Source organism: Kushneria pakistanensis (assembly GCF_014652795.1).
Taxonomy (GTDB): Bacteria; Pseudomonadota; Gammaproteobacteria; order Pseudomonadales; family Halomonadaceae; genus Kushneria; species Kushneria pakistanensis.
Genome location: NZ_BMZM01000001.1, coordinates 67144 through 80583, shown reverse-complemented (window position 1 = coordinate 80583; position 13440 = coordinate 67144). Strand labels below are relative to the sequence as shown.

General features: G+C 56.0%; 13 protein-coding genes and 1 tRNA gene. 6 read left to right on the top strand and 8 right to left on the bottom strand.

The genetic code is table 11. The features are described from left to right. Positions 1-264 precede the first annotated feature (264 nt). Both IE123_RS00400 and fabV read right to left on the bottom strand, forming a co-directional pair. Complete coding sequence (locus tag IE123_RS00400) at positions 265-939, bottom strand: DUF2959 domain-containing protein (protein ID WP_229819484.1); 675 nt, start codon at positions 937-939, stop codon at positions 265-267. A gap of 8 nt (positions 940-947) precedes the next feature. Beyond that, positions 948-2147: an enoyl-ACP reductase FabV gene (gene fabV / locus IE123_RS00395; protein WP_189515792.1), complete on the bottom strand. Its 1200-nt coding sequence runs from the start codon at positions 2145-2147 to the stop codon at positions 948-950. A 242-nt stretch (positions 2148-2389) separates the two neighbouring features. Between fabV and IE123_RS00390 the strand changes: the two genes are divergently transcribed. Continuing rightward, complete coding sequence (locus tag IE123_RS00390; RefSeq protein WP_189515790.1) at positions 2390-2779, top strand: DUF7079 family protein; 390 nt, start codon at positions 2390-2392, stop codon at positions 2777-2779. A gap of 88 nt (positions 2780-2867) precedes the next feature. On the opposite strand, the gene IE123_RS00385 is transcribed toward IE123_RS00390, so the two are convergent. Continuing rightward, complete coding sequence (locus IE123_RS00385) at positions 2868-5327, bottom strand: mechanosensitive ion channel domain-containing protein (RefSeq protein WP_229819482.1); 2460 nt, start codon at positions 5325-5327, stop codon at positions 2868-2870. A 195-nt stretch (positions 5328-5522) separates the two neighbouring features. Here IE123_RS00385 and IE123_RS00380 point away from each other — a divergent pair, with 195 nt between their 5' ends. From IE123_RS00380 to dgcA, 3 genes are all read left to right on the top strand, one after another. Beyond that, positions 5523-6407 (top strand): LysR family transcriptional regulator, encoded by an 885-nt coding sequence (locus IE123_RS00380; RefSeq protein WP_189513970.1) that lies wholly within the window; start codon positions 5523-5525, stop codon positions 6405-6407. Positions 6408-6558: 151 nt separating this feature from the next. Beyond that, complete coding sequence (gene dgcN, locus IE123_RS00375; RefSeq protein WP_229819480.1) at positions 6559-7593, top strand: N-acetyltransferase DgcN; 1035 nt, start codon at positions 6559-6561, stop codon at positions 7591-7593. Further along, complete coding sequence (gene dgcA, locus IE123_RS00370; RefSeq protein WP_189513967.1) at positions 7593-8570, top strand: N-acetyl-D-Glu racemase DgcA; 978 nt, start codon at positions 7593-7595, stop codon at positions 8568-8570. The genes dgcN and dgcA overlap by 1 nt, the downstream gene beginning before the upstream one ends. A gap of 26 nt (positions 8571-8596) precedes the next feature. Here dgcA and IE123_RS00365 read toward each other — a convergent pair whose 3' ends face one another. Then, positions 8597-9103, bottom strand: a complete 507-nt coding sequence (locus IE123_RS00365) for an NUDIX hydrolase (protein WP_189513965.1) — start codon at positions 9101-9103, stop codon at positions 8597-8599. A 648-nt stretch (positions 9104-9751) separates the two neighbouring features. Between IE123_RS00365 and IE123_RS00360 the strand changes: the two genes are divergently transcribed. Then, positions 9752-10096, top strand: a complete 345-nt coding sequence (locus tag IE123_RS00360; protein ID WP_189513962.1) for an ElaB/YgaM/YqjD family protein — start codon at positions 9752-9754, stop codon at positions 10094-10096. Between the two features lie 190 nt (positions 10097-10286). Further along, positions 10287-10700 (top strand): universal stress protein, encoded by a 414-nt coding sequence (locus IE123_RS00355; RefSeq protein ID WP_189513959.1) that lies wholly within the window; start codon positions 10287-10289, stop codon positions 10698-10700. 56 nt (positions 10701-10756) lie between these two features. Here the strand turns inward: IE123_RS00355 and IE123_RS16245 are convergent, their stop codons facing one another. The 4 genes from IE123_RS16245 to IE123_RS00340 form a co-directional block, all read right to left on the bottom strand. Next, the gene (locus IE123_RS16245) at positions 10757-10891 is read right to left on the bottom strand and encodes a hypothetical protein (protein ID WP_268246913.1); all 135 of its coding nucleotides are present in this window, start codon (positions 10889-10891) and stop codon (positions 10757-10759) included. 192 nt (positions 10892-11083) lie between these two features. Then, positions 11084-12094, bottom strand: a complete 1011-nt coding sequence (locus IE123_RS00350) for an acyltransferase family protein (protein ID WP_189513957.1) — start codon at positions 12092-12094, stop codon at positions 11084-11086. 344 nt (positions 12095-12438) lie between these two features. Continuing rightward, a complete protein-coding gene (locus IE123_RS00345) occupies positions 12439-13152 on the bottom strand; it encodes a Crp/Fnr family transcriptional regulator (RefSeq protein ID WP_189513953.1) in 714 nt (237 codons plus the stop codon). A 143-nt stretch (positions 13153-13295) separates the two neighbouring features. Continuing rightward, positions 13296-13383, bottom strand: a tRNA-Leu gene (locus tag IE123_RS00340). Positions 13384-13440: the final 57 nt, after the last annotated feature.

The window sequence follows — 13440 nt, the reverse complement described above, 5'->3', positions numbered from 1 at the left end:
CCCTATCCCGCTGTATTACTGAAATACTTCACGATTGGCGAATATACAGTGACTGCCACGCTCTTCTAATCATTAAACAGCAGTCAGTCTGAGCAGCATTTCCTTCAATTAAGTAAAACCACGGAAGCAAAAGTAGCAAAAAAATAATTACATTTATAAAGTTTATCTAAATTGACTACTAATCCTTTAGCATGTCGATAACAAGGATTATCCAGCACAAAAAAGGCAGCCCGAAGGCTGCCTTGAAGGAGGGAAAGCGGATAATCAGTCCGTCGATTCCATACCGTCAATAAAGCGATTGGAGCGTTCGATCGAGGCCTGCATCTCACGCCTGAGTGCTGCTACCTGTGTTTCAAGCTGGCTGACCTCTCCCTTCAGTGCACCAATGGCGCGTGCATTCAGGTTGTGCTTGAGAAACAGGACGTTGTCATGCATAGCCGTCAGCACCGGTGGCATGGTGTCTTCAGCACGATGCATGGCATCGAGCATCTCGCCATAGCGCTGGCGGGTCTGTTCAAGCTCGCGCTCGCTCTGGCGCCGGTACGTCTCGTTCTGATATTGATCCAGCTCACCTTCCCACTCTTTGAAAAGTGCTTGTGCCACACTTTCGATGGCATCGATGCGCTGGCTGACACGATCGGCGGCCGCCTGACTGCGTGCGTAGTCGGACTCGAGCGCCGCATGAGCGCGAGACAGCTCGCTTTCAGGTACCGTCACCACACTTTGATAGCGCTCAAGCGCCGAGGAAAACTGCTCATCGGCATCCTGCTGTGCATCACGAGCGGCAATGACGCGATCCGACAGGATATCGCGCTTATGGACCCCGGCCTGCTCCATGACGTCGTAGTAGGCACTCTGACAGCCCGAGAGCATCAGTGATGCCACTAGCATCGTGCCGGGTACCCATGTCGCAAAACGTGCGCGTTGTGATAGCGCCATGATGATCCTTAGAGCTGTACCACGTCGAAATCGACCTTCGGATTGACGTCGGCATCATAATCAACGTCATCGCGATCAAAGCCGAACAGCTTGAGAAACTCATGCTTGTAACCGGCATAATCGGTCAGTTCAAACACGTTGTCGCTGGTCACCTGCGGCCACAATGCCTTGCACGCATCCTGCACGTCATCACGCAGCTCACGATCGTCCAGACGCATGCGTCCGGCATCATCCAGTGCCGGCAACTGATCTGCGGTCAGATGCTCATGAAACAGGCGGTTGAGCTGATCGATGGTGCCTTCATGCAGGTTCTTTTCCTTCATGATGCGATAAACCATCGAGATATACAGCGGCATGACCGGAATGGCGGCACTGGCCTGGGTGACCACGGACTTGAGCACGGCAACGTTGGCATGTCCGCCCTTCTCGCTCAGACGCGCATCAAGTGCCTGGGCGGCGCGGTCCAGATCTTCCTTGGCCTTGCCCAGTGAGCCGTGCCAGTAGATCGGCCAGGTGATTTCGGTACCGATGTAGCTGAAGGCGACCGTACTGGCGCCTTCGGCTAGCACACCGGCCTGATCAAGGGCGTCGATCCAGAGTTCCCAGTCTTCGCCACCCATGACGCGAATGGTATTGTCGATTTCTTCCTGCGAGGCGGGCTCGACCGAGGCTTCGATGATCTGATCCCTGTTGGTATCCAGTGCCGTGGCTCGGTAGGTATCACCGATCGGCTTGAGAGCCGATTTAACCACTTCGCCGCTGTCGGGCAGCTTGCGCACCGGTGAGGCCAGCGAATAGACCACCAGATCAATCTGACCGCCCATCTCGTTTTTAATCATCTCGATGGCCTGATCGCGCGTTTCATGCGCGAAGGCGTCGCCGTTGATCGAACGGCTGTAAAGCCCTTCTTCGCTGGCCAGTCGATCAAAGGCCGCCGAGTTGTACCAGCCGGCCGAACCCGGACGGGTTTCGGTGCCCGGCTTTTCAAAGAACACGCCCAGCGTGTCGGCGCCACATCCAAAGGCGGCGGTGATCCGCGCCGACAGGCCATAACCGGTGGATGCCCCAATCACCAATACCTTTTTGGGTCCACCTTCGATGGCACCGCGCGAGCGCGTGATCTCAATCTGCTCGCGCACGTTCTGCTCGCAGCCTACCGGATGGGTTGTCGTACAGATAAAACCACGAACCTTGGGATGGATAACCACACTCACCTCTCTTGCCAGTAATGTAAACAGACGGCATTTCAACCGATGAAATACCCTCCAAAGAAGGCTGCACCCATGACGGCTGCGCTGTCGGGTGCCCTGCGCCACTCAAAATTGAGTCATGGCGACCTGACGCGTATTTTACCGGGTACGGGCGCAGGTGTCCGCACAAGCCTGGGGCAATGTCCCTGAACCGCTTCCCTATTGCAGGATGAAAAACGGTGTCATCTCCTCATGACAACATGAATGACCCACAGCGTCTGCTCGATCATCGTCGCGATCTGTGGATGGCACTGGCCCCGCTATGGCTGGACCGTGAACCCGGCGAGCGCGACTACGCCCACATGGCCGATGTCATCGAACAATATGACTTCACCACCGATGAGCTTGAGCGCATCTATCGTGTCGAGATGTCACCGGTACTGGTGCGTCATCAGGTGTCGCTGGCCGGAGAGTGGCGCGCGTTTGATGAAGACCGCCTGCTTCGCCAATTGACCTTTCATGTCTGGAAGCTGACTCGCTGGCGACGCGGTTTCTGGCTGCTCTTTTCCGGATTGACCACCATGATGACGCGCCACCGCTACAACATGCTCATGGAGGTCGTGATCACACGGCGCCAGGCAGGCACCTGAGGATTGCCATCAATTCATGAAAAATCATCGGCGCATGAAAAAGGGGCATCCAGTGGATGCCCCTTTCATTCATGGCGATGACGTCGATTTAACGATCCACGTCGTTGCCATCATCCCCCTCATCATTATCTTCATCAGGCAGCTTTTCCTTCTCCTGCAGGCGGCTGTGCTCTGCCTGTCCGGTCGAGACGGCTTTCGCCCCCTTGCGTGAGGGTGTCTGACCCGCCGCACCGGCCTGACCTTCTTCCACCACATATTCGTCGAGCACGTGAACATTGGCCGGCGGCGCGCCACCGTTCTTGTCCTGCCCGAAATAGAGCGTGGTATGCGGATATGGAATCTCGATACCAGCCGCATCGAAATGCTTTTTGACCAGACGGTTGAACTCTCGCCCTACCCCCCACTGCGTGCCGGGCTTGGTCTTGATCATGATGCGGATATTGACCGAGCTGTCCGCCAGCGACACCACGCCAGGCACTGCCATGTCATCAATGACATTGACAGCCTGATCCGGATTGCTCATCAGCTCGGCAAAGGCCTCGCGCAGGTGGAGGATGGCGTTATCCACGTTCTCGCGATAGGCAATGCCGTATTCGCCGACATGGTAGGCAAAGTCGCGCATGTAGTTGGAAACGGTATCAACCGAGGAGAAGGGAATGACATGGAAAGTGCCATCCAGCGTCCGCAGTCCTACCGAACGAATGGTGATTTTTTCGGCAGTACCGGTCAGCCCGGCCACACCCACCACATCGCCGGTATTCATGGCATTTTCCAGCTGAATGAATACCCCGGTAATGATGTCCTGCACCAGCTTCTGGGCGCCAAAGCCGATGGCCAGACCGACCACACCGGCACCGGCAATCAGCGGGCCGATATTGATGCCGATCTGCGACAGCACGATCAGCACCGTCATGGTCACGATCAAAATCAGAATCGCATTGCGAAACAGTGACAGCAGCGTTTTTTCGCGGGCACTGGGCGCAGAAGCCGCGCTCAGGCGATGCTCGATAAAGCTGGCCACCACGGTCCAGATCAGCGTGGAGATGAAGAGAATAATCGCCACGTGCACGATCATGCCGATGGTCTCGGCACCACTTTCCGATGACAGCCAACCCGGCAGGTCAAAGGCATGCCAGGCATCCAGTACTGTCAGGATTACGAAGATGCCCAACAGAATGCGCAGGCCTCTCAATGCCTTGGGCACATAGGAGTTGACGCGCTCTTCCAGCATGGGAAGACGCTCGCGCAGATTTTCGGAAAGATGAATGCGACGTGCCAGCGCAATGGTAAGCACCGAGGAAATCAGAATACCAATCCCGACCGCCAGCAGCGTCTGCACGGTGGCATGCGCCATGAACGGCAGCGCCTGTGCTGGCTGCACCTGGCTGACTACCAGCAGCACGGTGAAATAGGCCAGCGCAAATAGATGCCAGGTACGCCCGAGGATGCGCAGCAGCGTGCTGAAAAAGGCAAAATTGCTCTCGTCGGCGCGCTTATTGAGGTTATCACGCAGTGTGATGCGGTTTTTAAGCACCACGCGCACGGCATAGATGTAGACCCCGATCATGATGAGCAGGCTGACCATCTGCCCGGCTGCCGGAGACAACATGGCATTGATCATGGGCACTGCCACCATCAGGCCGTAGCCGGTAATACCGACCACGCGTGCCAGCCAGCGGTTCCAGTACGACGCGGTGTCACTCGACATCGCAAAAAGGCGCAGCGAGTCATAGCGCGTGGAAAACACCATCCTGATCAATGCCTTGACGATCTCGACGATGACAAAGGCGTTAATGAAAAGTGATTCAGTGCGACCGATCTCTCCGGTTTCACCCGCACCAAACAGACTGACAAGGTAGCCTGCGGCACCGGCCAGCACGATCACGATGACATCGATCAGCAAGGCCCCGAGCACGGCACTCCAGCGTCTGAGAAGCGCCCCTGCTGCCTGCTTTTGTTCCTTTTCGCTGAGGATCTCCTGCTCCTCCTCGTTACCGGCTTCCACCGGCTGTGCGGCAGCAGGAACAGGCTGGCTGGCGACCCATTGATCGATACGACGATAAATGCGTGCTACCAGTGCCCGCAGCACAAAAAAGGCAACAACCGTGGACACTACCGCGATGCCAAAGGCCAGCAGGATGCCGCCCCAGAGTGACCAGGGAAGTCCGGCGCCTTCGCCATCACCGGCACTACGGAAAGAAGCGATGGCGTTGGTCACATCCTCGGCGATCCCCTGAGCAAAGTTTTGCGTCATGTCCGCAATACGTCCGCCCAGAGACTGCTCCTGAACCGGCACGCCGGCGGCTGTCTCGGAGGTTTCGGGAGAGGGTGCTTCACCCTGCGCAATATGGCGCAGCTGTGAAATCATTTCGTTACGCGTCTGTTCGTTCTCAAGCAGATCCGCCAGCGCCGCATAAGAGGTTTGCTCGGAAGATGGCGAAGACGCTTCGCCAGCCTGGGGTTCGGCTATCGCTGCTACCGATACAGTGCTCAGCAAAAGCACCAAAAGGGGCAGGCGAAGCCAATAAAACAGCCTCTTCAAAGCCACATGTCTTCTCCATGGTCAGTTCAGATGTTTACCGTCGGGCCCAAAAACCCCTCACGCGGCGCGTAAGCTTTCATAACCTGGTACAAAAGGCCAGTGCTTTCAAAACCGCTGCCGCGGCAATGACGCCCTGGCGCATGATGCCATCATGGTCACAAGCAGGCATCATGAACCTGTCTGCCGACATGATGGTGCGTCATGAAACTGCGTCACATCGAAATCTTTCACGCCCTGATCAGCTGTGGCAGCGTCAGCGCCGCTGCACGCCATCTCAACGTTTCTCAGCCCAGTGTGACGCGAACGCTGGCGCATGCGGAATCAGTGCTGGGCGTCAGTCTGTTCAAGCGACATCCCCGCGGCCTTACCCCCACGCCTGAAGCCCTCAGGCTCTGGCCGGCCATCGAGACTGCCGTGAGACAGCTTAATGTCGTGGAGCAGCTGGGCCGCCAGCTACGCCACGGCATTGACCAGACGCTGCGACTGGGAGCCTCTCATGCGCTGGGACATCTGATCATGCCAAAGGCACTGATCACGTTGCAAAAGACGCTGCCGGCGCTTGAGATTGAACTGGTGACGTCGCACTTTTCGACACTGTGTGAAGAGCTGCTGGCCCACCATCTGGATCTGGCGCTGACCTTTGCACAGCCGGCGCCTGAAGGCATCCAGTGCGAACACCTGATGCAGGCACCGATGAAGGCATTGCTGCCCTCGGGCATGGTCGCCCCCTGTCCGGTCACGCTTGAATGGCTCAATGCCCATGGTCTGATACTTATGCCCGGTGACGACCCGCTGGGCACCCTGCTCGACAATGCTCTCAGCGAGGCCCGTCTGATCCCTGCAACACGCCTGCGGATCAAGACCTATAGTGTGATCGCCGAAATGGTGATGGCCGGCGGCGGTACGGGCATCGTCGATCCCTTTACGGCCGAACGCTACCGCGACCGGCTACAGGTGCTGCCATTGGCACCGGCCCTCAACATGGATGTGGCGCTATTGAGCGCATCCCATGTTCCGCTCCCCCACTCGGCGCACCGCCTTCGCACGCTAATTATCGAGCAGTTGAACGGCGTAACGTCAGACTAGGCAGCCCCTTGCCTGCATCACAAGTATACAGAATGGTTATACCCTGACCATATAACAGCATTCGAAGGCATGGCGCTTTTCAGCGACACTGACAATATACCCATACAGCCATTCTGTTAGTACAACTGCCAGTACAGCCACGGAGCCCCTGATGACTGCCATGTCCTATCGTCCCGCTGACATTGTTTCACCCTACCTGCTGTTTCTCGGGGATATCGAGGACAGCGTCTCTGCCAAGATGGCCCGTGCGGTAGTGATCTGGCGCCCTGAAAAGGCCGTAGGACAGCTGCGCATGACCGAGCGCACCGTCAGCGTGGGCATCGAGGATGTCAGCATTGAAGACGCCGTCGCGCGAGGCGCGCGAACGCTGGTCATCGGCGTGGCCAACTCCGGCGGCAAACTGCCGGCCCACTGGCGTGATGTGATCTGCCAGGCGATTTCTCACGGCATGGACATTGCCAGCGGCATGCATCAGCGCCTGACGGCCATTGAAGGGGTTCCCGAGCTGGCCCGGGAACATGGTGTAACGCTGCATGACATTCGTCACAATCATCCCCCCCTGGAAGTCGGCACTGGTGAACCCCGCAGTGGCACACGCGTACTGACAGTAGGTACCGACTGCTCGCTGGGCAAGATGTTCAGCTCGCTCGCCCTGCAGCGCGGGCTTGAACAGGCAGGGCTCAACGCGCACTTTCGCGCCACCGGGCAGTGCGGTGTACTCATCGCCGGTGAAGGCGTGGCCATCGATGCCGTGATTGCCGATTTCATTTCGGGTGCGGTGGAATGGCTGAGTCCGGCCTGTGACGATCAACAGTGGGATATCATCGAGGGACAGGGCTCGCTCTTTCACCCCGCCTACGCCGGCGTCAGCCTGGGACTGTTGCATGGCGCACAACCTGACTATCTCGTGATGTGTCATGAACTGGGGCGGCCCCACATGCGCCATCTGCCCAACCGACCGATGCCGGAGATGGCTGCCTGTATCGAAGCCAATCTGGCGGCAGCGCGTGTTACCAACCCGGCGGTGCAGCTGGCCGGTTTCTCCATTAATACTTCCCAGGTCGATGAAGCCACCGCCCGACGTGAGCTTGAGGCACTGAGCCAGCGCTTTGGCGTGCCGGCGACCGACCCCGTACGTTTTGGCATCGCCCCGCTGGTAGCAGGGCTGACAGGAGCAAAACAATAATGCGTACGCTCAAGCGCTATACCCAGACCTGGCCGCTGGACCGGCCCTTCGTCATTGCGCGAGGCGCCAGCACATCGATTGACGTTATCCGGGTTGAAATCCATCAGGATGGGCATGTAGGGACAGGAGAAAGCAAACCCACGCCGCGCTATGGGCACAGTGTGGAGTCGGTACTGGAAGACATTGATGAAGTATCACTGGCCATCGAGCAGGGCATCGACCGCCAAGCGCTGCTTGAGCGACTGCCGGCCGGCCCTGCCCGCAATGCGCTGGACTGCGCCCTGTGGTCACTGGAATGCGCGCTGGAGGGCGTCACGCCGACAGCACGGCTGGGGCCACCCATCGGCCAGGAGATCGTGACCGCCCATACCATTTCCATCGCCTCTCCCGAAGACATGGCTGAAGCGGCCCGCAAGGAGCTGGCACAGGGTGCACGTCTTTTGAAGATCAAGCTCAACGATGAGCAGGTCGTCGAGCGGGTGCACGCCGTTCGTGAGGCAGCACCCGATGTGCGTCTCATTATTGATGCCAATGAGGCATGGGCACCCGAACATGTCGAGCAGTACTGTTACGCGCTGGCGAGTCTGAATGTGGAGATGATCGAGCAGCCGCTACCGGCAGGAGATGACGCCATGCTCGCCGACTTTTCGCATCCGGTTTCCCTGTGTGCCGACGAAAGCTGTCATACCCGGGCAGATGTGGCACACCTCAAGGGACGCTACGAAATGATCAATATAAAGCTCGATAAAAGTGGCGGGCTGACCGAGGCACTGGCGATGGTAGAGGCGGCTCACGAGCATGGCATGGCCATCATGGTGGGCTGTATGCTGGGTACCTCCATGGCCATGCGCGCAGCACTACCGGTAGCAGCCCGGGCCTCCATCGTGGATCTGGACGGTCCCATCTGGTTATCGGATGACGATACGCCAGCCCTGGACTATCGCAACGGCTGGGTAAGAGAAACACGTAGCCCCTGAGCTCACGAGATCCGCGCGGCCTGTCATCAAACAGGCCGCGGCATGAGATTCTTGTCCGCCAGGGTCTTGAGCGCCTGGTATGAGTCAGGCGTGGCATCTTCAAGCGCCAACGCTTCATCCAGCGTCAGCCACTCAACGCTTGACACTTCACTGGCCTGAAGCGTCATGGGCTCCCCCCGATAACGCGCCAGAAAAACGCTGCCAAAAGCGTTCATGCCATCTTCGAAATGCAGCGTCAGGCAGGGTGTTAATGCCAGAGACAGGCCCAGCTCTTCCTGCAGCTCACGACGCGCAGCACATGCCATGGTTTCTCCGGCATCCACCACACCGCCAGCACAGAGATCACGATAATCCGGAAAGATGTCCTTCCAGGGCGTACGCTGCTGGACACAAAGCCTGTCGTGCTGGTCAAGCACAAAGATGTAGACGGCGCGATGCCACATCTGCAGACGGCGCATATCGCATCGGCGCGCACTCCCCACAGGCCGGTTACGGGCATCCACGATCTGGACGCGTACACGTGACGATCCCACAGCGGCATTCTCCGAACATAAAGCGGCAATCTTACGCCTGCTTAAGGCATATTCGAAGTCCTGCAAGCCCTGCCCCGGTAAAGCGCACGCATAAAAAAAGGCTTCGATAAACGAAGCCAGCCAGAAGTCGTCACCTGAAGGTGATATCACGACAAGGAAAATAAAAAGGATGCAGACATGACATCATTTACAGGCGTTGCCGCAGCGTCAGGCGCCGTCCATGGCGACTTGAACCACTTTTCCTTCCTGGAAAATCCTGCCATCTGACTGAACGAAAGCTTCCTGCCTTCTGTCTGCATCCTTGCAGTGAAATCATGGTAACACTAGTAGAACTGTTGTCCATATTTTTCAGATAAAAATGCTTTTTTTATTTTTAAAACCCTTTAAGGCTGGAAAAAAACCATTTTCCTTTGCAGGAATTGTACAGAGCATGACAGTCATGTTTCATTAACATGAAGGCCAGGTTAAGGGTTTTGATCTGAACTACGCTTGGATACAGTGTCCAATCAGGTAGCGCAGGTTATGTAAACCCCTGAATGGCGTTGCATGAATCAGACAGGCACAACCGCTTCCAGCAACATATACTCACTTAACCCTGATCAGTATTTATCTGAAAACAGGCCTGACCACGTCACCGGAGGACATCAGATGGGCATCTTTTCATCCAGCGAAAGCCGAACACATCGTCGACTCAAGGATTACGAGAAAGAATTGAACAAGCGCGGCGCACGCGCACTGGCGCGTTATGAAGATGAGCTGGACTCAGCGGGTGACAAGGTTCGTACGCGTCTCAAGGGTGCGGGTGATCAGCTTGGTCAGCGCTGGCATCAGGCGCGCGATCGAGTAGAAGATGAAGGTCATCGTGCCTGGGAACTGACTGAAGAAGGCGCACGTGATCTTGACCGTCATGTGCATGAAAACGCCTGGAGCTATATTGGCGCCGGCGCCGCCATCGGCCTGGTCGCAGGTCTTTTGCTGGGCCGGCGTTTCTGATCTGCCACGCCCGCTGTACGCCCGCACCCTTTCAGTGCGGGCGTTTTAGTATCTACCTTTTATGCCTGGTTCCTCACCTTTAGCCGGCAACGGACACGGCGACAAATCCACCTTGGCAGCCATGGCTTCAGTCTTATACTTGTGACGCACGTCATTAAAGTGTCATGACACAAGCAAAAGGAGGCCTCTCATGTATCACAAAATCCTCGTACCGCTGGACGGATCCGGAAATGCCAACAAGGCACTGGATATAGCAGCGCATCTGGCACGCGCCAATGCGGGCAGGCTCTATCTGCTGCACGTTCCGGCCATGGATGAGGAAAACAGCACATTTAGCTCATCAACCAACGCCTCGCGCGAAGACGCTGCCATGCAGCTCGTTCAGATAGCGCTTGAGGCCATCGATACCTCGGATATCGACACCGACATCATCGTTCGCGAGGGAACACCTGCCGAAGTCATCGAACGTGAAGCACACCGGCTGGATGCCGATGCCATTGTCATGGGGTATCAGGGATTTGGAAAGGCATCAGCCAGAACAGGTGGCAGCGTTTCCAGAGCGATCAACCAGCGCGCTGACTGTCGCGTCATCACGGTCAGATAACGGTCATGTCCAGCATGCTGCTGCATGCTGGACAGATGTGACCTGCAACAACAGCATTAGTGACGCGAGCGTTTTTCCTCTCGCCAGCGCCGAAATATCTTCCAGAGCACCATGACCAGTAGCGGGAAAAAAAGAAGTGTCAGGATGGTGCCTGTCGTAATAAAGAAAAAGTGCAGTACGCCCTCGCTCATGAGTGCTCCCGTTCAGGCCCGACAAGACATGACCGGGGACGGGCCCTAGCCACATGAATGCCGCCATTCTAGGGACTTTCATGATGCGTTGCACTTGCCCGCCAGCACAGCTCTTTCTCCCGGACATTAAAAACGCATGCCCGGCTCAGGCACCGGTCATGCGTATTAATACGTCATGTTAAAGGCATTTGTTTACTTCGAGGCGACGCTACCGTTGCCGATCCGCACTTCGGATCTTGCAGGCGCCTTACGCCCCATCAGTGCATTGGCAGTAAACAGTAGTGATACCAGCTTGCTGCGATTGTTCATTACGGCAGCCAGCGAGCTGACGGCCAGAACTGCCAGGAAATAGAGCAGAAAGACCATATCCGGATTGCCATGCACCACACGCGTCAGAATCACGGGTGCCACCCAGGTGACCGGAAAATGTACAAGGAAAAGCACCAGAGAGTTACGCCCAAACCACTCAAAAGGACGCAATACCGTGCCGGCCCACTTGAAGGTCACGATACGCAGTAGTACCAGTGTCATCGCCAGCGCCAGCACCATCGAGATGGGCTGATAGGCACCACCCGTCGCCACCATCCCGTGATAGGCCATGACATACCAGGTGACCAGGCCTGCCAGTGCCAGCGCCGCCAGCCAGCTGGTACGCTCGACAAAGTGCCTGAATGCCTCCAGATGATAGCCCAGCACGCCGCCCAGAATGAAAAACGGCAGATGGAACATGAACCGATCAAGCTCGGTATCCTTCAATATCAAATAAAGGGCCAATGACCCCAGAAGGGACACGCTCCAGTGCAGCCTCAAGACAAAAAAGGCAATGACGTAATAAAAGAAAATGTAATAAATAAACCACAGATAGGCCATGGGCTCAAAAAACAGCGAATGCCAGAATTCGACCACAGGCTTGCCGTTAAAATGCGCTCTATATATAAAAAGGCCGTAGGAAACCACAGACCAGATGACATAGGGATAAAGGATGCCTGACAGTTTTCCCTTGAAGTAGCGTCCTGCTCCCTTCCGCATGGACCCTGCCACCAGAAGCCCCGAAAGCAGCATCAGCGCCGGCATTCTGAAGGGTGAAAAATAGCCGTTGATCTGGGTAAAGATGGGATCAAGGTCATCAAACTTGAGCGCCATAGAGTCGGCACTGTGTAAATAAACCACCATGGTAATGGCAAGCCCTCTAAGGGCATCCATCCACCGTATACGACCCCTTGCCGGGGCGACTGAAACATTTTCGCTGGCCATTACCGGACCCTCTGACTGACTTGCTGGCAGAGGAATCTAATGTAATGGGAGGAAATAAATTATGCTGATTCGCCAGTTTGAAACGGCATTAACGCTTGAGCATTAAAAATAAAACAATAGTGACAACCAAGACTACCTTTAAGTACTGACAGTCTTTAATTCAAGCCTTCGATATCCTGATACAAACCAGGTCCAAAAACCCCACCATGAATTAAATCCTTAATACTTTTCTTGCCTGCAAAAGCACTTTTACTTGATTCCTGCCCTTTTGCATCATTTATATCATCGATATTTCATGCATCGGACTTCCTTGTCTGCATTCGCAGATAACCATCCCTGAAATCGGCAAATTCCATCAGCCTGTCAATATCAGGAATGGTGATCTGATGACGGTCGCGATAGACCAGCGACTGTTCACGCAACAAGGAGAACACCCGGCTGACATGAACCGATGTCAATCCCATCAGATCCGCCAGCATCTGCTGTGACAGCGGCAGCCTGAACTCATTGAGCCCACCGGCGTTGGTCTTGGAAAGACGGCTTCGCATCTCGCAAAGAAAATGCGCCAGCTTGCTCGGTGCATCCCGGCGCCCCAGATTGACCATGCGCTCTACCAGCATGGACTGCTGGGTTGCCGAAATGGAAAAGAAGGTATTGGTCAGCCGGCTGGATTGCTCAAAAACATTATCCAGATGGCCGTGTGGAAAACGGCAAAACGTGCAGTCGGTGATGGCTTCCACGGTGGATTGGTGGGTGTCGGCGGCAAACTCGCGAAGCCCTATGACATCCCCGGGCATGAAAATGTCCAGAATCATTCTGCTGCCATCTTCAAGCACGTAGCTGCTATAGGCCCAGCCCTTGCTCAGCACGCCCATTTCTTCAGCACGCTCGCCTTCACGCCACAGAAATTCACCGCTTTCCAGCTGCTCGGGAGATTTTTCAAGCGTACTCAGCAGTTCGATTTCCGACTCGGAAAGGTCCGTAAAGTACTGAAAATGACGAACCATGCAGCTTTGATGAGACACTCGAATCCCCCTCCAATGAGCGTTTAAAACAGACATGCCAGACAAGGATACACGCCTTGCAGGCGCAGGCTACACGGGAAGGAAAAAAAGCAGGAATTGACAACGCAAACAGTAGCGGGGATCAATGGTGCCGGTGGTCGGACTCGAACCGACACGGAGGATTAGTCCGGCGGATTTTGAATCCGCTGCGTCTACCAATTTCGCCACACCGGCAGTGTTGCGCGAGGCGTATTATACGAGCCGTGGCCAACACGTCAATGACGAAGACCT